General features: G+C 74.8%; 16 protein-coding genes and 1 pseudogene. 11 read left to right on the top strand and 6 right to left on the bottom strand.

From position 1 onward, the window contains the following. The first annotated feature begins 94 nt into the window (after nucleotides 1–94). The 8 genes and pseudogenes from Ae331Ps2_RS10560 to Ae331Ps2_RS10595 all read left to right on the top strand — a co-directional run bounded on the left by Ae331Ps2_RS10560 (nucleotide 95) and on the right by Ae331Ps2_RS10595 (nucleotide 10,208). Nucleotides 95–982 carry a S49 family peptidase gene (locus Ae331Ps2_RS10560; protein WP_075309201.1) on the top strand — a complete coding sequence of 296 codons (888 nt, stop codon included), beginning with the start codon at nucleotides 95–97 and terminating at the stop codon, nucleotides 980–982. Nucleotides 983–1,154: 172 nt separating this feature from the next. Next, nucleotides 1,155–2,003, top strand: a complete 849-nt coding sequence (locus tag Ae331Ps2_RS10565) for a LytTR family DNA-binding domain-containing protein (protein WP_020627059.1) — start codon at nucleotides 1,155–1,157, stop codon at nucleotides 2,001–2,003. Further along, on the top strand, nucleotides 2,000–4,513 hold the full coding sequence (locus Ae331Ps2_RS32510; protein ID WP_075309199.1) for a hypothetical protein: 2,514 nt from the start codon (nucleotides 2,000–2,002) through the stop codon (nucleotides 4,511–4,513). Before Ae331Ps2_RS10565 ends, Ae331Ps2_RS32510 begins: the two co-directional genes overlap by 4 nt. Continuing rightward, on the top strand, nucleotides 4,510–6,267 hold the full coding sequence (locus tag Ae331Ps2_RS10575) for a cation acetate symporter (protein WP_075309197.1): 1,758 nt from the start codon (nucleotides 4,510–4,512) through the stop codon (nucleotides 6,265–6,267). Before Ae331Ps2_RS32510 ends, Ae331Ps2_RS10575 begins: the two co-directional genes overlap by 4 nt. Nucleotides 6,268–6,482: 215 nt before the next feature. Beyond that, entirely contained in the window at nucleotides 6,483–6,824 is a 342-nt protein-coding gene (locus tag Ae331Ps2_RS10580) for a DUF485 domain-containing protein (RefSeq protein WP_020627290.1), read from the top strand. Beyond that, nucleotides 6,821–8,413, top strand: a pseudogene (locus Ae331Ps2_RS10585) (cation acetate symporter); the annotation flags it as partial. The gene Ae331Ps2_RS10580 and the pseudogene Ae331Ps2_RS10585, both read left to right, overlap by 4 nt. 433 nt (nucleotides 8,414–8,846) lie before the next feature. Beyond that, nucleotides 8,847–9,176 (top strand): rhodanese-like domain-containing protein, encoded by a 330-nt coding sequence (locus tag Ae331Ps2_RS10590; protein WP_020627288.1) that lies wholly within the window; start codon nucleotides 8,847–8,849, stop codon nucleotides 9,174–9,176. 3 nt (nucleotides 9,177–9,179) lie between these two features. Then, nucleotides 9,180–10,208, top strand: a complete 1,029-nt coding sequence (locus Ae331Ps2_RS10595) for a DUF4328 domain-containing protein (protein WP_075309195.1) — start codon at nucleotides 9,180–9,182, stop codon at nucleotides 10,206–10,208. 653 nt (nucleotides 10,209–10,861) lie between these two features. Here Ae331Ps2_RS10595 and Ae331Ps2_RS10605 read toward each other — a convergent pair. From Ae331Ps2_RS10605 to Ae331Ps2_RS10615, 3 genes are all read right to left on the bottom strand, one after another. After that, nucleotides 10,862–11,293: a hypothetical protein gene (locus Ae331Ps2_RS10605; RefSeq protein ID WP_020625014.1), complete on the bottom strand. Its 432-nt coding sequence runs from the start codon at nucleotides 11,291–11,293 to the stop codon at nucleotides 10,862–10,864. Between the two features lie 138 nt (nucleotides 11,294–11,431). After that, nucleotides 11,432–12,139, bottom strand: coding sequence for a hypothetical protein (locus Ae331Ps2_RS10610; RefSeq protein ID WP_075309193.1), 708 nt, complete (start codon nucleotides 12,137–12,139; stop codon nucleotides 11,432–11,434). A gap of 195 nt (nucleotides 12,140–12,334) precedes the next feature. Continuing rightward, the gene (locus Ae331Ps2_RS10615) at nucleotides 12,335–13,570 is read right to left on the bottom strand and encodes a cytochrome P450 (protein WP_020625015.1); all 1,236 of its coding nucleotides are present in this window, start codon (nucleotides 13,568–13,570) and stop codon (nucleotides 12,335–12,337) included. Between the two features lie 21 nt (nucleotides 13,571–13,591). Here Ae331Ps2_RS10615 and Ae331Ps2_RS10620 point away from each other — a divergent pair, with 21 nt between their 5' ends. After that, nucleotides 13,592–14,521: a DUF5926 family protein gene (locus Ae331Ps2_RS10620; RefSeq protein ID WP_020625016.1), complete on the top strand. Its 930-nt coding sequence runs from the start codon at nucleotides 13,592–13,594 to the stop codon at nucleotides 14,519–14,521. A gap of 70 nt (nucleotides 14,522–14,591) precedes the next feature. Here the strand turns inward: Ae331Ps2_RS10620 and Ae331Ps2_RS10625 are convergent, their stop codons facing one another. Both Ae331Ps2_RS10625 and Ae331Ps2_RS10630 read right to left on the bottom strand, forming a co-directional pair. Beyond that, nucleotides 14,592–15,128 carry a ferritin gene (locus tag Ae331Ps2_RS10625; RefSeq protein ID WP_020625017.1) on the bottom strand — a complete coding sequence of 179 codons (537 nt, stop codon included), beginning with the start codon at nucleotides 15,126–15,128 and terminating at the stop codon, nucleotides 14,592–14,594. A gap of 107 nt (nucleotides 15,129–15,235) precedes the next feature. Beyond that, entirely contained in the window at nucleotides 15,236–16,069 is an 834-nt protein-coding gene (locus tag Ae331Ps2_RS10630) for a CPBP family intramembrane glutamic endopeptidase (protein WP_075309191.1), read from the bottom strand. A gap of 370 nt (nucleotides 16,070–16,439) precedes the next feature. On the opposite strand from Ae331Ps2_RS10630, the gene Ae331Ps2_RS33170 reads away from it, so the two are divergent. Beyond that, nucleotides 16,440–17,075 carry a hypothetical protein gene (locus Ae331Ps2_RS33170; protein WP_020625019.1) on the top strand — a complete coding sequence of 212 codons (636 nt, stop codon included), beginning with the start codon at nucleotides 16,440–16,442 and terminating at the stop codon, nucleotides 17,073–17,075. Then, nucleotides 17,072–17,395, top strand: coding sequence for a DUF3817 domain-containing protein (locus tag Ae331Ps2_RS10640; protein ID WP_020625020.1), 324 nt, complete (start codon nucleotides 17,072–17,074; stop codon nucleotides 17,393–17,395). Before Ae331Ps2_RS33170 ends, Ae331Ps2_RS10640 begins: the two co-directional genes overlap by 4 nt. A 7-nt stretch (nucleotides 17,396–17,402) precedes the next feature. On the opposite strand, the gene Ae331Ps2_RS10645 is transcribed toward Ae331Ps2_RS10640, so the two are convergent. Continuing rightward, nucleotides 17,403–18,170: a DUF2470 domain-containing protein gene (locus Ae331Ps2_RS10645; protein WP_060713812.1), complete on the bottom strand. Its 768-nt coding sequence runs from the start codon at nucleotides 18,168–18,170 to the stop codon at nucleotides 17,403–17,405. Nucleotides 18,171–18,250 lie beyond the last annotated feature (80 nt).

Consider the following 18,250-nt stretch of genomic DNA (forward strand, 5'->3'; position numbering starts at 1 on the left):
CCCTGCTGGGCCGTACGGGTGAACCAGGCGAGAGCGAGATGTGCCGATCCGGTCACACCACGTCACCCTGTGCGCGCGCGTACGGTGGGACGGCATGGACGTCCTGCGCATTCCCGCGGCGGTGACCTCGCGTCTGCCCGGCAGGCTGGGGGAGTCGGTCGGCCCCCCTGTGGTGTCGGTCGTGCGGCTGCAGGGCGTCATCAGTGCCCAGGCCGCGCCGGTGCCGCGCCAGGTGCTCAGCATCTCCTCGCTGGAGAAGGTGCTGGAGCGGGCCTTCGCGCCCGAGCGGCTCGCCGCCGTCGCGCTGGTGATCAACTCCCCGGGCGGCTCGCCCACCCAGTCCGAGCTGATCGGGAACCGCATCCGCGCACTGGCGGCGGAGAAGGACGTGCCGGTGCTGGCGTTCTGCGAGGACGTCGCCGCGTCCGGCGGCTACTGGCTGGCCTGCGCTGCCGACGAGATCTACGCCTGCTCCACCTCGGTCGTCGGCTCGATCGGCGTGATCAGCGCCGGTTTCGGGCTCGACGGCCTGATCGAGCGGTGGGGCGTGACCCGGCGGCTGCACACCGCGGGCGGGTCGAAGTCGCGGCTGGACCCGTTCCTGCCCGAGCGGCCCGAGGACGTCGCCTGGCTCACCGGCCTGCAGGAACAGCTGCACGAGCGGTTCACCGGATGGGTGCGCGAGCGGCGCGGCGACCGGCTCGCGACCGACACCGAGCTGTTCGACGGCGAGGTGTGGCTGGGCGAGCGGGCCCGCGCGTTGGGCCTGGTGGACGGCATCGGCAGCGCCCACGAGGTCCTGACCGAACGCTTCCCCGACGCCGAGCAGCGCCCGGTGGAGCAGCGCAGGCCGTTGCTCGCCCGCCTCGGTGCGGGCGGATCCGCGGCCCGGGCAGGCCTCGCCGGCGGTGTCGCGGAGGCCGGGCACGAGCTGCTCTCCGCCCTCGAGACACGGGCGGCGTGGGCCCGTTACGGGCTGTGACACCGGTGACCGTGTGTACCACGGCCGAGCTGCACCCCGTGTCCGGACGGTCACCGATCCGGTTCGTGCCCTGGCATCACGCGCGTCGGCACGTCACCATGGTCGCGGCGCCGGGCGATCATCGAGCGGATGGGCTTCCCGGCGCAGGCTGAGGAAGCAGGATGAGGAGATCGTGGACAGCAACGACACCACTCGCGGACTGGTCGTTCTCGCGGTGGACGACGAGCAGCCCGCGCTCGAGGAGATGGCCTTCCTGCTCGACGAGGACCCGCGCGTCGCGACGGTCCTCAAGGCCGGCGAGTCCACCGAGGCACTGCGCATCCTGAACGGCCGCCGGGCCGGGGCGGCCGCGGGTCCCGGTGCGGGGGGCGGCGCGGACGTCGCCGAGCAGACCGACATCGACGCGGTGTTCCTCGACATCCGCATGCCCGGCCTCGACGGCCTGGAGCTGGCCCGGGTGCTGCAGAACATGGCCGTGCAGCCGGCGATCGTCTTCGTCACCGCGCACGACGACCGTGCGGTCGACGCCTACGACGTGGGTGCCATCGACTACCTGCTCAAGCCGCTGCGCACCGAGCGCCTCTCCGCCGCACTCGACCGGATCCTGTCGACCCGTCGCAGCGGACCGGTCGAGACCGTCCGCGAGGAGAGCGGTGGCGACGACGAGGTCATCCCCGTCGAGCTGGCCGGCACCACGAAGCTGGTACCGCGGTCCGCCGTGCGCTACGTCGAGGCCCAGGGCGACTACGCCCGGCTGCACACCACCGAGGGCAGCCACCTCGTCCGGATCCCGCTGTCGGTGCTCGAGGACCGCTGGCGCGACGCCGGCTTCGTGCGCATCCACCGCTCGTTCCTGGTGGCGCTGCCGCTGGTCACCGAGCTGCGGCTGGCCGGGTCCGGCTACGTCGTGCGCATCGGCTCCGGCCCGGAGACCGCGGAGCTGCCGGTCAGCCGTCGGCACACCCGTGAACTGAAGGACCGCCTCGTCCGCGCGACCAAGCAGGCGTGGAGCCAGAGGTGAACAGGTCCACCGGCGGCGTCTCGCCGTCGGTGCGTCCGCAGTCCGACCGGGCCGCGGACGATCGCGACGGGTCCGACCGGCCCGGCACCGGACCCGACGCGACGGTCGCCGGCCCCCGCGCGGACCAGGGCGCCCCCGCCCCCGCGCCCGAGGCCCGGCCGGATCCCGCTCGGTCGCGCCCGTACCCGGACGGCGCCGTCGCCGGTCTCGACGCCTGGAACCCGGCGCTCGAACACCGCAACCGCCGGGTCGCCCTCGCACCGGAGCCGGCCGGGAACGCCATCCCGGCCCAGCCGCGCGGCTCGTACGCGTCCGGTCCGCACCCGCGGCCGGCCGATGGGTACCGGCCCGATGGTGGCCCCGGGCCGCGTCCGGCCTCCCGGCCGACCCCCCGCCCGGAACCGACCGCCACCCCCGGATCCGAGGGGGCCGTTCCGCGTGCCGCCGGTCCCGCTCCGGCCGCGCCCGGGCCCACCGGCGGTCCGACCTCCGGCGGCCCGGTCTCCGGCGCTCCGAGGCCCGGCGCTCCGAGGCCCGGCGCCTCGACGCCCACGGCCTCGACGTCCAGCGCCTCGTCATCCAGTGGCGGCGCGCCCCGTGACACCGCTCCCGACGACCGCGTCCCCAGTCACCGGGGCCCGGTCACCCCGGGTCCCGGCAACCCGGGATCCGGCGACCGGACCTCCCGCGACCGGGAGGCGACCGCCGCGACCGGGGGCCGCGCCGCTCGCCGTGCCCGTCGCGCGGCGGAGGAACCCGCCGACGCCGGCGGCGCCGGCTGGCTCCAGGCCGAGATCGCCCGTCGTGTCGCGGACCGGGCCGGGGGGACCGGCCGGCACGCCCGCGTCGACCCGTCCCCGACGCCGCACCGGGACCGTGGGCAGGCCGACCCCGACGACGCGCCGGCGCCCTATCCCGACCACGACGACCCGCCCCGCGGCGCCGCCGCTCGTGGCGTCGCGACCGGGGCCGGGACCGCCACGCCGCCTGCCGTACCCACCGCGCCGCAGCCTGCCCCGACTCCGCCAGCCCCGAGCCCGCGCGGTGCGACCCCGCATGACGCGACGCCGCGCGACGGCGGCTACGCCCCGGACGACGGCGCCCCGGACGACGGCGACCCCGAGGACCGTGACCTCGACGCGCGCGAGACCTACGGCCCGCCGGTCCACCCCACCCGCGCCCGCCCGGCTCGGCCGCGCGCCAACCTCGTGCCGGACCCGTACGCCCCGGAGGGTGTGCGCCCCGGCCCCGGCTGGCCGCCGGCCCCCGCCGCGACCCCGGCACCGGACGTCGCCGACAGCGGTGCGCCGACCCCGGCTCCGGACGTCACCGACAGCGGGAAGCAGTGGCCCCCGACCGGCGGCGGCTCCGGCCTTCCCCAGCGCGTCCCGGGCGCGACGTCGTGGTCGAGCACCTGGTCCCCCGACCGCAGCGCGCTCCTGGCGGGCACCCCCGACACCGCGAGAGCTGCCGACACCGCGAGTGCTGCCGACACGGCGGACGCGACCGGCGCGACAGGCGCGACCGGGGCAACGGACGGCGCGACCGTCGCCGACACGGCCCGGGACACGGACACGGCGGACCCGCGCGGCACGGACGGCACCGGGCTCCCGGCCCGCCCCGGCAGCGCGGACGAGCGCGCAGACGGGACCGAGGACGCGACCGGGGACACGACCGTCGCCGCACCGGCCGACCGGCCGGGTCCCGAGGGATCCACCGAGACCCGCCCGGTCCCCACCCGCTGGTCCGCGGCGGGACGACGCGATCCCGTCGCCCCGACGCCGTTCCGCCCGGACCCCGCCGACCGGTTCGGCCCCGCGGCCGGCCGCACCGACCACGGCGACCACGGCACCGACTACCGCGCCGACTACCGCACCGACGACGAGCTGGACGACGACGACCTCCCGGACGAGGACGAGCTCGACGAGGAGCTCGACGAGCTGCGCGGCGGCCCCCTCGAACGCACCGAGGTCATCTGGCGCGCCCCCGAGGTCGACGTCGCCCCGGCTCCCGAGCCGTCGGTCGAGCCCGGTCCCCAGCCGTTCGCCCCGGTCGCCGCGGCGCCCTACACCGGCGCCCGCCCCCGCCCGTTCTCCGCCGAGCCCACCGACCCGCCGGCGGCCGCCGAGGAGCCCGGCGACGACGAGCTCGGCGCCGGGCGCGTCCGCATCGTGCTCTCCGAGCGCCGCTCGCCCGCGCAGTCCTCGCGCGGGCTGTCCGACGTGCAGGACCCGGGCGCCGTCGGCACCCTGCTGCGCAACTCCCTGGTCCGCACCCAGCTGCTGCTCGCGCTGCGGGTCAGCGTCGTCGCGCTGATCGGGCTGGGTGTACTGCCCGCCCTGTTCATCGCGGTCCCGGTCCTCGGCCAGATCGAGGTGCTGGGCATCCGGCTGCCGTGGCTGCTGCTCGGCGTGCTCGTCTACCCGTTCCTGCTGGGCCTGGGCTGGTGGTACGTGAGCTCCGCGGAGGCGGCGGAACAGGACTTCGCCGACGACGTGGCCGATCGATGAGCCTGACCGCGATCCTGTCGCTGGTCGCGATCGTCCTGGTGGCGGTCGCGTCCTCCGTGATCGGCTCCATCGCCCACCGGACCAGGCTGACCTCGGACTTCCTCGTCGCGTCCCGGTCGGTGCCGTCGCGGCTCAACGCCGGCGCGATCTCCGGCGAGTACCTGTCGGCGGCCTCGTTCCTCGGCATCGCGGGGCTGATCCTCGTCCAGGGTGTCGACGCGCTCTGGTACGCCGTCGGCTACACCGCCGGTTACCTGTTCCTGCTCCTGTTCGTCGCCGCGCCGCTACGCCGATCGGGCGCCTACACCGTCCCCGACTTCGCCGATGCCCGGCTCGCCTCGCCGATGCTGCGCAAGGTCTGCGCGGCCGTCGTCATCGTCATCTGCTGGCTCTACCTGCTGCCGCAGCTGCAGGGCGCCGGGCTGACCGTCGGCATCGTCACCGGCCTGCCCGACTGGATCGGCTCCGGCGCGGCCGGGGTGATCGTGGTCGCCACCGTCGCGCTCGGCGGGATGCGCTCGGTGACGTTCGTGCAGGCGTTCCAGTACTGGTTCAAGCTGACCGCGCTCGCCGTGCCGGCCGTGATCGGCCTGGCCGTCTGGCTCGGCGACGGCCACACCTTCGCCCGCGACGAGCCGCCGGAGTTCCGCGAGCCCACGACCGTCTCGGTCGCCACCCCGGTGACGCTCGAGGCGCGGCTGGCCGTCGACGTCGTCGCCCGCGGCACCGTCGACGGGCAGCCGGTCGACGGCCCGCTGCGCTGGGTCGCCGGATCCACCCACGAGGTCACCGCCGGGACCGAGCTGCGGTTCGCCGCGGGCGCCCCGGTGCCGGTCACACGCGGTGCCCCGACCGACGACGAGAGCGGGCTGCGCCCGTTCGCCGGCTCCGATCAGCACCAGCTGCTCGCGACCTACTCGCTGATCCTCGCCACGTTCCTCGGGACCATGGGCCTGCCGCACGTGCTCGGCCGCTTCTACACCAACTCCGACGGCCGGGCGGCGCGTCGCAGCGCCGTGCTCGTCCTGGCGATGCTGGGCGGCTTCTACGTCCTGGTGACGCTGCTCGGCGTGCTGTCGCGGGTCTACACCCCGCAGCTGCTGGTCACCGGCCGCACCGACGCGGCGGTCCTGCTGCTCCCGACCGCGATCCTGGGCAGCGGGCTGCTCGGCGCGCTGGTGGGCGGCCTCGTCGCGGCGGGGGCGTGGGCCGCGTTCCTGTCGACGGCGTCGGGCCTGCTGGTCAGCCTGGCCAGCGTCGTGTCCACCGACGTGCTGCCCCGGCACGGCCGGATGACCCGGCGCTTCCCGCTGGCGACGGTGCTCGCCGGGGTGCCGCCGACGATCGTCGCACTCGTGCCGACCGGCCTGAACTTCGCCGAGGCCGTCGCGCTGGTGTTCGCCGTCGCCGCGTCCACGTTCTGTCCGCTGCTCGTCCTGGGCATCTGGTGGCGCGGGCTGACCGATGTCGGCGCGATCGCCGGGGTGGTCGTCGGCGGGGTGGTGTCGGCCGGTGCGGTCGTCGCGGCGCTCGCCGGGGTCGACGTCTCCGGGCTTGGTCCGCAGGCCGACTGGATCGGGGTCCTGCTGTACCGGCCGGCGATCGTCAGCGTGCCGCTGGCGTTCGCGACGATGGCGCTGGTGTCCCGGTTCACCCGGGCGCGCCGCCCCGTCGACGCGGGCCAGGTGCTCCTGCGCCTGCACGCACCCGAACGGCTGGGTCTCATGCGGGACCGATTGGACGACAGGGCCTGACGGGTCTCCGCCGAACGGGTCTACACAGCGTCACCGTTCGGACGGGTGGGTTCGTCCGGACCGGGGTTCTCGTCGGTATCGGCACGCAACGACGTTCCCCGACGCGATACCCGGTCGTTGTTCCGGGTGAAGTGTGTCCCCCGGGGACGCGCCGCGGTCCCCCGGCCACGACGCGGCCCGGCTCCCCGCAGCACGACCCGAAAGGAACCGGCGCCATGAGCAGCCCTGCAGAGCGCTCGGCCGGCACGATCTACCAGCAGGTCCAGGCGAGTCCCGAGTTCCGGGCGTACCGCAGCCGCCTCCGGCGCTACGTGTTCCCGATGACCGCGATCTTCCTCGCCTGGTACCTCGCCTACGTCGGTCTCGCCAGCTACGCCCCCGAGTTCATGTCCATCCGGGTCGTCGGCACGATCACGGTCGGGCTGCTCGTCGGCCTCGGCCAGTTCGTCTCCACCTTCCTGATCACGACCCTGTACGTCCGGTTCGCCGAGCGTGAGATCGACGGCCCGAGCGCCGAACTGCGCGCTCGGGTCGAGCAGGCGGAGGTGCGCGCATGACCACGTCCGTACTGGCCCAGGCCGAGTCGGTCGGCTCGGTCACCGCGAACCTCGGGTTCTTCCTGCTGTTCGTGATCGTGACGCTGATGATCGTGCTGCGGGTGAGCCGCACCAACGCCACCCGCGCCGACTACTACACCGGTGGGCACGCCTTCACCGGCCCGCAGAACGGCACCGCGATCGCCGGTGACTTCCTGTCCGCGGCCTCATTCCTCGGCATCGCCGGGGCCATCGCCCTCTACGGCTACGACGGCTTCCTCTACTCCGTCGGCTTCCTCGTCGGCTGGCTGATGGCGCTCCTGCTCGTCGCGGAGCTGCTGCGCAACACCGGCCGCTTCACGATGGGCGACGTCCTGGCGTTCCGGATGCGTCAGCGCCCGGTCCGCGCGGCCGCCGCGACCTCGACGCTGGTCGTCTCGCTCTTCTACCTGATCGCGCAGATGGCCGGGGCCGGCGGGCTGATCTCGCTGCTGCTGCAGATCCCGAAGACCGACAAGCTCTCGCAGGCGCTGGTGATCGTCGTCGTCGGCGGCCTCATGGTCGTCTACGTGCTGTTCGGCGGGATGAAGGGCACCACCTGGGTGCAGATCATCAAGGCCGGCCTGCTGCTCACCGGCGCCGCGGTGCTGACCACCTGGGTGCTCGGCCGCTACGGGTTCAACCTGTCCGCGGTGCTGGAACAGGCCACCCGGAACTCCGAGCGCGGCGAGGCCATCCTCAACCCGGGCCTGCAGTACACGAACAAGATCGACTTCATCTCGCTCGGTCTCGCGCTGGTGCTCGGTACGGCGGGCCTGCCGCACATCCTGATGCGCTTCTACACCGTGCCTTCGGCCAAGGAGGCCCGCCGCTCGGTGGTCTGGGCGATCTGGCTGATCGGCATCTTCTACCTGTTCACGCTGGTGCTCGGCTACGGCGCGACGGCGCTGCTGCCGCCGGGGACGATCACCCGCGCGAACCAGAACGACGCCGCGCCGCTGCTGGCCTACGCGCTCGGCGGCGAGATCATGCTCGGCCTGATCTCCGCGGTGGCGTTCGCGACGATCCTCGCCGTCGTCGCCGGTCTGACGATCACCGCATCGGCCTCGTTCGCCCACGACGTCTACGCCAACGTGCTGCGCCGTGGCACCGCCACGCCGGACGCCGAGGTGAAGGTCGCCCGCACGACCGCGCTGGTCATCGGCCTGGTCGCGATCGGCGGCGGGATCGTCGCCAACGGGCAGAACGTCGCGTTCCTGGTGGCGCTGGCGTTCGCCGTCGCCGCGTCGGCGAACCTGCCGACGATCCTGTTCTCGCTGTTCTGGAAGCGGTTCAACACGACCGGCGCGCTGTGCAGCATCTACGGCGGCGTGATCGTCTGCGTCGGCCTCATCGTGATCTCCCCGGCCGTGTCCGGGTCCCCGACCTCGATGGTGCCGAACGTGGACTTCGCGTTCTTCCCGCTGTCCAACCCCGGCCTGGTGTCGATCCCGGTGTCGTTCGCGCTGGGCATCATCGGCACCTTCCTCGGCGGCCGCGAGCGCTTCAACGCCGCCCGCTTCGCTGAGATGGAGGTCCGCTCGCTCACCGGTGCCGGTGCGGTCCGCGCGACCACCGCGCCGAAGGAGGCGCCGAAGCCGACCGCGGTCCCCGCCGAGGACCTCATCGGGATCCCGCGGCGCGAGACCGAGGGCTCCGGTCGGCACCGCTCGCAGCCGCGTCCGCAGCCCCGGCCGAACCCGGGGCAACGGCCGCAGACCAGCCGCCAGGCCGGCGAGCTGTTCGGCAACACCGGTCTGACCGGTGTCCAGCCCGTGGTCGGCGCCGACGGACGTCCGGACCGGTACGGGACGGGCCGCCCGCCGGGACCGCAGGGCACCGGCGGGTACCGGCCCGCGCAGGCCACCGGCGGGTACCGGGCCGCGCAGCCGCCGCTGGACCCGAACGAGGTGACGATCCCGCACGGGTCGCTCTACCGCGACGACGGCCGCTGAGCCACGCCGCTCACGGCGGGTTGACGGGGTGGCGTGGCAGGATGGCGCCATGTCCGACCCGGTTCCCGCCGTGAGCGTGTCCGCTCTCCCCGCCGACGCCCCGATGCTGGACGTCCGCGAGCTCGACGAGTGGACCGCCGGGCACGCCCCGCACGCCCGTCACCTGCCGATGTCCGAGCTGGCCGCCCGGATGGGCGAGGTCCCCACCGACGACCCGCTCTACGTCGTCTGCCGCTCCGGCGGCCGGTCGGCCCGGGTCGTCGCCTACCTGACCCAGCAGGGCTTCCCGGCGGTGAACGTCGAGGGCGGCATGCAGGACTGGGCCGCCCAGGGCCGCACGATCGTGACCGACGACGGCAGCGCCCCCCGGATCGCCTGACCCGTGTCCGCGCCGGCGCCCCGACGGCCGGGCCCGCCGTGCCCACGCTGCGGCCGGACGGCTCCCCCCGGTGGGGGCGCGTTCTGCCCGTGGTGCGGTCGCTACCTGGCCGCCCTCGACTGGGTCGCGACGACGCCCGGTGGCCCGGCCGCCGAGCCCGCCGCCCGTCGGGACCGCTACACCGGTCCGCCCCGCTACCGCGCCGTCCCGCGCTGGGGCCTCCCGGTGGGGCCCTGGCGGATCGCGCCGGTACCCGGTGAGGGCCCGCTCCGGCCGGTCGACCGGGCCCGCGCGCTGGCCGCGCAGCTGGTACCCGTGCTGTGGGTGGTGGTCGTCGTGTCGGGGATCGCCGCCGTCGCCGAGGTGTGGCGGTACGTGCTGCTGCTGTTCAGCCGGTCCGACGCGTTGTCCCCGGAGGCCGTCGGAGTGTCCGACGCGCTGGTGTGGTTCGGCGGCTGGTCCTCGGTGGTGGCGACGATCGCCGCCGGGGTGTTGATGATCTCGTGGAGCCTGTGGACCTACCGGGCGGCCGCGGACCGTGCGGGGACGCGCGCCTGGCGGAGCCGCCGGTGGGTCGTCGCGGGCTGGGTGGTGCCCGGCTGGAACCTGGTCGCGCCCGGTTCGCTGCTGGCCGAGACCGAGCACGCCGCACTGGACCTGCCACCGGAACGGCGGCCGTCGCCGTCGCGGGAGCTGCTGGTCTGGTGGGCGCTGTGGGCGGCGTGCGTCGTGCTCGGCGCGGTGGTCCTGGTCTGGCGGTTCCGCACCGGCACGCAGGCGCTGGCCGACGGGGTCGTCCTGCACGCCTGGGCCGACGTGCTCGCCGCGGTCACGGCGTGGCGCACGATCCGGGTCGTCCGCATGCTCACCGCTCTGCTGGAGACGCGGCCGCAGGGTCCCCGGCAGCTGCTGGTGTCGGTGCCGGCGGGAACGGCGGGCGCGGCGACGGCGGTCCCGATTGGGACGGCGGCCCCGCAGGCAGCGCCGACGGCGGCATCGGGCCCGACCGGGGCGGCGGACCCGGCGGGCTGAACCCGGGCGGGCCCGGCGGACCGAACCCGGACGGGCCCGGCGGGCCGAACCCCGGCGGACCCGACGCCGGGGCGGCGTCCGGCCGGACCGCAGGAGTGGGCGACGGAACCGGTGCCGGGTGGTCCGGCGCGGGCGCGGAGGTGGTCGGCGTGGCCGCCCAGCCCGCGGATCCGGGGCGGACCGCCGTCGACGGGCCCGCGGTCAGCGCCGCGTCGGAGACCTCCTCCAGCAGCTTGCGCACCCGCCGCACGGCCCGGTCGGGGCCGCGCACGACCACCGACAGGGCCAGCCGCCCGCCGTGCGGGTCGGCGACGGTCCGCAGCACGTGCCGGTCCGGGCCGGCCTCCAGGACGAGCCCGAGCCGCCCGCCCGCGTTGGGGGCGAGGGCCAGCGCGATCCTGACGAGCTCGGCGTGCGCCGCGCCGCGGACCTCGTCGCGGTGGTCGTGAGCCGCGGGGACACCCCGGCCCGTCCGCCCGACGGCGGTGTCGGGCCCGCAGACGTCGAGCACCATTCCGCTGTCCACGTCGAGCAGGGCCGCCGAGCGGATCCGCGGGTCGAAGAACAGCGGACCCAGCACGGCGGCCAGCCCGTCGGTGCGCACGGCGACGGCGTGCCGGTGACGTCCCATGGGAGGCGTGGTCGCGGGGGCCTCAGCGCTGCTGGGCGGGGAAGAACGCCTGGCCCTGCGGCTGCGGCGCCCCGGCCTGCGGCGAGGTCATCGCGAACTGCTGCTCGATGACGCGCAGGTCGCGGCGGGCCATCGCCAGATTGGCCTGGGCACGGTTGAGCACGAGGTAGAAGAACAGCTGCTCGTCGGTGCCGCGGATGATCCGGATCAGGTGGTACTGGGTGTCGAGGGTGATCAGGATGTCCTCGATGTTCTCGCGCAGACCCAGCTTCTGCATGACCTCGAGCTTCGTGCGGACGACCTCGGAGTTCCCGGGCGCGGCGACGTCGAGGTCGAACTCGGGGCTTCCCCCGCGCGATCCCAGCGTCATCCCGCTCTCGAAGTCGACGATCGCGACCGCGAACGCGCCCTTGATGTTGGCGGCCATGTCGAGGGAACGATCGATGTTGTTCATGTCAGGAGCCTTCCGCGCGGCAATCGCCGCGACGATCTCGGGGGAGTCTGCGCCGCGATCCGTTCCGCATTTCACGAAGAATGATCTCGGATCTTTCCGGCGCCGGGGCCGACAACGATAACGCGCAATTCCGGAGCGTCAACACCCCGACGCCGACGACGGGTCCAGCCGGCGCAGCGCGGCGAGGATCCGGGACATGGTGCCCAGGTCGTCGGCCCACCTGCCGCCCTCGGGGGTGGCTCCGGCGTGCGCGTCGTCACCGTCGGCCGTGTCGGGGGGATCTGCCGCGTCGGAGGTCTCGGCGGGTCCGGGCGCGCGCCGGGGGAGCGGGACGGCCGGAGCCGGGGTGCGCTCGGCGCCCGGCACCGGCGTGGGCGACGGCACCGCGATCGTCGCCGGTGGGGTGTCCACCCGCCCGGGAGGTGACGTGGCGGGGGTGACCGGCCGGACCCGCATCACCGGGCGGGTCGCGACCGGCGCCCCGATGGTGGCTTTGACCTGCTGATCAGTCGATGTCGCTGTCGGTGTCGGTTCCGGCGTTCGTGCCGGTGTCGCGCCGGCCGGACGCAGGGCCCGGCGGGCCAGCGCGACCGGGCTGCCGGACCGGTCGAGGTGGGCGTAGGCGAGCAGCGGGGCCGCGCCGTCGCGGGGCAGCGCCCGCAGGAGGTGGTGATCGCCCTCCCGGGTGGTGACCACCGCGTCCTCGAACACCGGTCCCGGTCCGCCGACCTGCGCGGCGCCCCAGTCGAGCACCTCCGCGAGGCCGGGCACGGCCCGCTCGCCCGCGGCCGCGACGAGCTCCCCCGTGGCGGGGTCGGCGACGCAGGCGTAGCCCGTCCCCGGCACGCCGAGAACGGTGCGCAGAAGTTCCGACCACGATTCCATTGCCGACGATTCCACCACGTCCGCGGGTGGCCGTCGACGGCGGTGCGCGTCTTTTCCGATGCACCTTCCCGTCCGTGATTGCGCGGCGCCGTCGACAACGATCCGACGGCTTCCAGGAATGGACCGTTCGGCTCTGGAATTGTTACGGCATTCGGTTCACCGGGTGCTGCCCGTGGTCAGCCGCAGCTCCGCCCAGCCGCGCATGACGAACCGCGGGCGCCGGACCGGCTCGCCGTCGACGGCGGCGTCGGGCAGGCGTTCCAGCAGCGCGCGCAGCACCTCGGCGATCTCCAGCCGGGCCAGCGGGGCGCCCAGGCAGTAGTGCACCCCGGCCCCGAAGCCCAGGTGGGGGTTGGGGGAACGGCCGACGTCGAGGCGGTCGGCGTCGTCGCCGAAGACCGACGGGTCGCGCCCGGCCGCGCCGAGCAGCGTCGCGATCCGGGTGCCCGCGGGGACCACGTGGCCGGCGATCGTGGTGTCGACGACGGCGGTCCGCTCGAACAGCTGCAGCGGGGCGTCGAAGCGGATCAGCTCCTCGACGGCCGTTCCGACCAGTCCTGGGTCGTCGAGCAGCCGTCGCCACTGGTCCGGGTGCCGGAGCAGGGCGTGCACGCCGTTCCCGACGACGTTGACCGTCGCCTCGTGGCCGGCCATCAGGAGCAGCACCGCGGTGCCGACCAGTTCGTCCTCGTCGAGCCGGGTCCGCTCGCCGGTCTCGTCGTCGCGCACCGCCAGCAGGTCGGCGAGCAGGTCGCGGCGACCGGCCGGGTCGGTGGCGATCCGCCCGGAGCGGCGCTCCTCGACCAGCTCCCGCAGCAGGGCCGTGAAGTCGGCCGACGCCTGCTCGGCCGCGCGCCGGCCGTCGTCGCCGGGGTCGGGCTCGTACATCCGCACGATCGCGTCGGACCAGTCCCGCAGCGGCGCCCGGCGGTCCTCCGGTACACCGAGCAGGTCGGCGATCACGGCCACCGGCAGCGGGGCGGCGACGAGCTCGACCAGGTCGGCGGGGGCGCCGTCCCGGACGCGGGCCACCAGATCGTCGACCAGGGCGCCGGCCCGCGCCCGCACCAGCGGGGCCAACCGCTCGGTGTGGCCGCGGGCGAACGCCGAGGCCACCAGGCGCCGCAGCCGGGTGTGCGGCTCGCCCTCCCGCTCCAGCAGCGAGTTGCGGTGCAGCAGGTTGAACGCGGCCAGCTCGGCCGCGGGCTCGGCGTCGGACCAGATCCGGCCCAGCCCGCGGTCGCGCAGCACGGCCGAACAGGCCGCGTGCGTCACCGCGACCGGAACGCCCAGACCGGGGTGGTCGTGGACCGGTCCGGCGGCGCGCAGGGCCGCGTAGGTGGGGTAGGGGTCGGCGAGGAAACCGGGGTCGGCCGGATCGAAGGCATGCACGACCCGCTACCTTGCCCGGCGATGGGTAAGAAGACGCGCAACCGTGCCAGCACCGCCGACGCGGGGGACAACCCCCGCCGGCCGTGCCCCTGCGGCTCCGGCAAGCGGTACAAGGCCTGCCACGGCGCCGGTGACGACGTGATCGTCATCCGGCCGTTCGAGGGCCTCGCGGCAGAGCCCGACCTCGTCGCCATGCGGGAGTTCCTCCCGTCGGCGACGGCGCCCCTCCCGGTCCGTACCGGCGGGCCGGTCACGCTGGCCTCGGTGCTGCCGGGCGCGTCCGCCGCGATCGTGCGCGACAACGGCGAGGTCCTGCTCGGCATGCAGGTCCAGACCCGCTCCGGTGACCTCTCGGCCGACCTGGCCGGGGCGCTCGCCTGGGCGCGCTCGGCCGAGCCGGGATCGTCGCTGCCGGTCGTCGGCGCCGGGCGCCACACCGGTGAGCGGCTGCAGGACGTGCTGGAGCCCGGCACGCCGCTGGAGCCGACGGTGCACGCCGACTTCGCGTGGTGGCTGCCGTCGGAGAGCCCTGACCCCGAGGCGCAGGCGATGCTGGAGCGCGCCAACTCGGTGATCATGCCGACCGAGGCGGTGACCGCAGACGGCGTGCGTGGGGCGTACTGGGTCGACACCGGCTCGAAGGCGCACGTGCGCTGGGTACGGACCGAGGACGAGACGACCCTGATGGCGGCGCTGGCGCGGCTGTCCGGCGAGGGCGGCCTGGAGCTGGGCGAGGGTTCCCGCTACGCCGGGTCGTTCCGGGCGCACGGGCTGCTCGTCCCGGTCTGGGACGTCGACCGGGAGATGCACTCCTCGGAGTGGGCGGGTCCCGCCGCGGAGTTCGCGAAGCGACTCGACGAGGCGGTGGCCGGGCTGGACGCCACGCCGCTCACCGAGTCCGAGCACCGGGCGCGCGACGTGCTCGCGGGCAAGCAGATCACCCTGCGGTAGTCGTGCGGACGCTCCGGCGCCCCCCTGCTCGGGGGCGCCGGAGCGGCGCTGCGGACCGACGGACGGGCGCTTACAGGGCGCCGCCGGCGACCGGCGGGGTGGCCGGGTCGCCGCCCCCGCCGTTCGTCATCTCGCGGGCGACGAAGTCCTCCACGTGGAAGAGGTCGTCCCCGGCGCGGCGGACGATGGTGAGCAGCGTCGTCATCGAGGCGACCTCCTCGACCTGCTCCTTGAGGAACCACTGCAGGAACTGCTCGCCGAGGTAGTCGCCCTCGTCGCGGGCGGTACGGGCCAGCGTGGTGATCTGCTCGGTGACCTGCTTCTCCTGGGTCAGCGCGAGCGAGACGAGCTCCTCGACGGAGGAGAACTCGTTCTGCACCTCACCGACCGGTGGGATGGTCGGGGTGAGGTCGTTGTCCATCTGGTACTGGACCATCATCAGCGCGTGGTTGCGCTCCTCGAGCGACTGCGCGTAGAAGTGCGCGGCGAGCTGCGGGAGGTCGGCGTCGTCGAGCCAGACGGCGATGGCCAGGTACTGCTGGCTCGCGGTGAACTCGCTGCGGACCTGGTCGCGCAGCAGGGCGTGGAACTTCGATTCGTCGGTCATGACATCCAGGTTACCGACCGTCGGCGTTTCCTGGAACGGCTCCAGAAAGGGCGTCCGTCTCAGTTGGACAGGGTCACCTTTCCCCTGGTGAGGGCCGCTTTCCTGAGTCAGAACGGGAGGACGCCACCCAGCAGCGCGTACCCCACGAACGCCACGACGTCGATCAGCAGATGGGCGCCGACGAGCGGCCACAGCCGGTTCGTCCGCTGCCAGTAGCGGGCGAACACCAGGCCCATGACCAGGTTGCCGACGAACGCGCCGATCCCCTGGTACAGGTGGTAGCACCCGCGCAGGACGGCGGCCGCGAACGCCGAGCGGTTCTCCGACCAGCCGAGCCGCCGCAGCCGGGTGAGCAGGTAGCCGATCATGACGACCTCCTCCGCCCAGGAGTTCGCCGTCGCGGACAGCACCAGCACCGGGATCCGCCACCACTGGTCGGTCAGCGTGCTGGGCGCGACGTCCGGGGTGATCCCGGCGAGCCGTCCGACCAGGTAGAGCCCCAGCCCGGGGATGCCGATCAGCGCGGCGAGGCCCGCGGAGTGCGCCGCGTCGCGCCACGGCCGCCGCCCGTCGAGCCCGACCCGGCCCAGCGCGATGCCCGCCCGCAGCAGCAGGTACGCGGCCAGCGCGCCCCATCCGGCCAGCTGCAGCGCGCGGACCAGCTGGAACGCGAGGTCGATCCACGCGTCGGTGGACGCCGGCGCGTTCAGGGTGACCTGCTGGTCGGCGAGCGGGGCGGGGTTCAGGAGGGCCTCGAGCAGCGACAGCGCGCTGCGCACCGCGGAAAGGCCCAGCGTCACGGTCAGGACGACGGCGATCTCCAGGCCGATCAGCCGTCGCTCGCGGGGGTCGGTGGCGACGCCCGGGAAGGACGGGGGCGCCGGGCTGAGCCAGTCCCGCAGGGACCCACGCGGTCGTGCCGGGGCCGGTCCGCTCGTCATGGGCCGATCATCGCACCGGGTGCCGGACGGCTCCGGGGGCCGAGCCGTCGGGCGGCGGTCGGTGCGTGCCGCAGCCCGGCGACGCACGGTGCGCGCGGTGATCGATGGCCCGTGATCCACTCCGCGCGCGGTGATCCGTTGTTCGCGCGTGTCCGGACGCGCGCGGGCCGCGAATCAGCGCGCGCCCTGCGGATCACTGCGCGGGCTGCGGATCACTGCGCGCCCTGCGGATCAGCGCGCGCCCCGCGGATCACCGCGGGCTGCGGATCACTGCGCGGCCGGGGACCGCGGGCGGGTGGCGGGCGGCGTGACCGGGCGCTCGTCGGGGCCCGGCCGTGGCCATGCCGGGGTGCGTACCCTGGTCCGCGTGATGCGGCTGCTGCTGTCCCCGAGGTGGATGGTCTGGCACGTCCTCACACTCGGCGCGATGGTCACCTGCACCTGGCTGGCCATCTGGCAGTGGGGACGAGCGGGTTCGGCGATGGGCTCGGCCCTCAACGTGGGCTACGGCCTGCAGTGGCCGCTGTTCGCCGTCTTCTTCGGCGTCATGTGGTGGCGCTTCCTGAGCATGGAGATCGCCGACCTGCGCGCGGCCTCCGGCGGCTCCGCGGGGGCGGCGGACACGGATCCGGCGCAGCAGGCCGCAGGCGCGGCCCCGTCGCCGGTCGCCGGGACCACCCCCTCCGCGCTCACGACGACGGCCAGGACGACGGCCAGGACGACGCCCGCTGCGCCGACGGCTACGACACCGGCCGCGACGACAGCCACCACACCGGCCAGCACGCCCGCCGCGCCGACGGCTACGACCCCCGACGGGACGACCCCCGACGGGACGACGGCCGCCGCCGAACCGGCCGGGACGACGGCCGCCCCGGCCGGGCCGTCGCCGTTCACGTCCCGCCCGGCGAACGCCGTCCCGCCCCGCAGCACCGACCCGCAGCTGCGGGCCTACAACGAGGAGCTGGCCCGCCTGGCGGCCCGGCACCGGGAGGAGTCCACCCCGTGACCGTCGCGACCGCCCTGAAGGCCTACCGGATCTCCGCCTGGGTCACCGGCGTCGGCCTGCTGCTGCTGACCTTCTACGCGATGCCGGCGAAGTACTTGTTCGGCGATCCGCGCCCGGTCGCGCTGATCGGGATGGTGCACGGGTTCCTGTACATGATCTACATCGTGTGCACGCTGATCCTGGCCGAGCGTTGCCGCTGGAAGCCGGTGTTCGCCGTCGTCATCCTGGCCGCGGGCACGATCCCGGTCGCCTCGTTCGTCGCCGAGCGCAAGGTGACCCGGAAGGTGCAGGCCGAGCACCTGGCACCCGCCGGGCCCTGAGTCCGGCTCAGCGGCCCCCGGCCGGGCAGCCCACCAGCTCGGCGAACCGGCGTTGCAGCTCCTCGGGGGTGTCGGCGGGCGCGGAGAACGCCAGCCGCACGTCCTGGGTGCCGGTCGCGGTGGGCACCCGCACGCGGAGCCCGAATCGGTCCACGCCGACCGGACGGATCCGGCCGCCGACGAACCCCAGCCCGTCGGGCAGGTGACGGCGCAGCGCGCACAGCATCTCCGGGTGGGCCCGGTCCAGGTGCTCCAGCCATGCCTGCTCGACCCGGCAGAACGGGTCGGGCTCGGCCGCCGCGAGCTCGGCCGGCGAGACCGGTGCGCAGCCCTCGGCGTCGGAGTACACCGCCGATGACGGGCGCAGCCGCAGCAGGGTCGCGCCGCGCCCGGCGTCGAGGAGGTTGGGGTGCGGAGCCTTCTCGGCGAGCCGCAGGGCCCGCTCCCGGCCGGTCGTCGGGTCCGGCTCGTGCAGCGTCCCGACCAGCCACAGCAGCTCCCGGACCGGCTCGTCGAGCGGAACCGGCGTGCTGCCGGTCAGCTCGAGCATCACCGGGAGCCCGCCCGCGGTGAGCCGGGTGCGCTCGCGGAGCACGTGGTCGTCGGGCAGCAGCAGGTCGGTCGTGCCGTCCGGCCAGGTGTAGTGCATCAGCGGCGCACACGGTTCCGGCTCACCGGTGCCGACGAGTGCCGCGCGGCCACCACGGGTGACGAGGCTGCGGGCTCGCTCGGCGACGGCGGGCGTCGGGGGGCGGCGCACTCGGGTCGTTCCCACTCTCACCTCCGATTAGGTAACCCTTACCTAAGCAGGAGGAAGTGTCGCCTGTCCAGTGCCGCGTGACACAGGGGGACAAC

This window comes from Pseudonocardia sp. Ae331_Ps2 (assembly GCF_001932405.1).
Taxonomy (GTDB): domain Bacteria; phylum Actinomycetota; class Actinomycetes; order Mycobacteriales; family Pseudonocardiaceae; genus Pseudonocardia.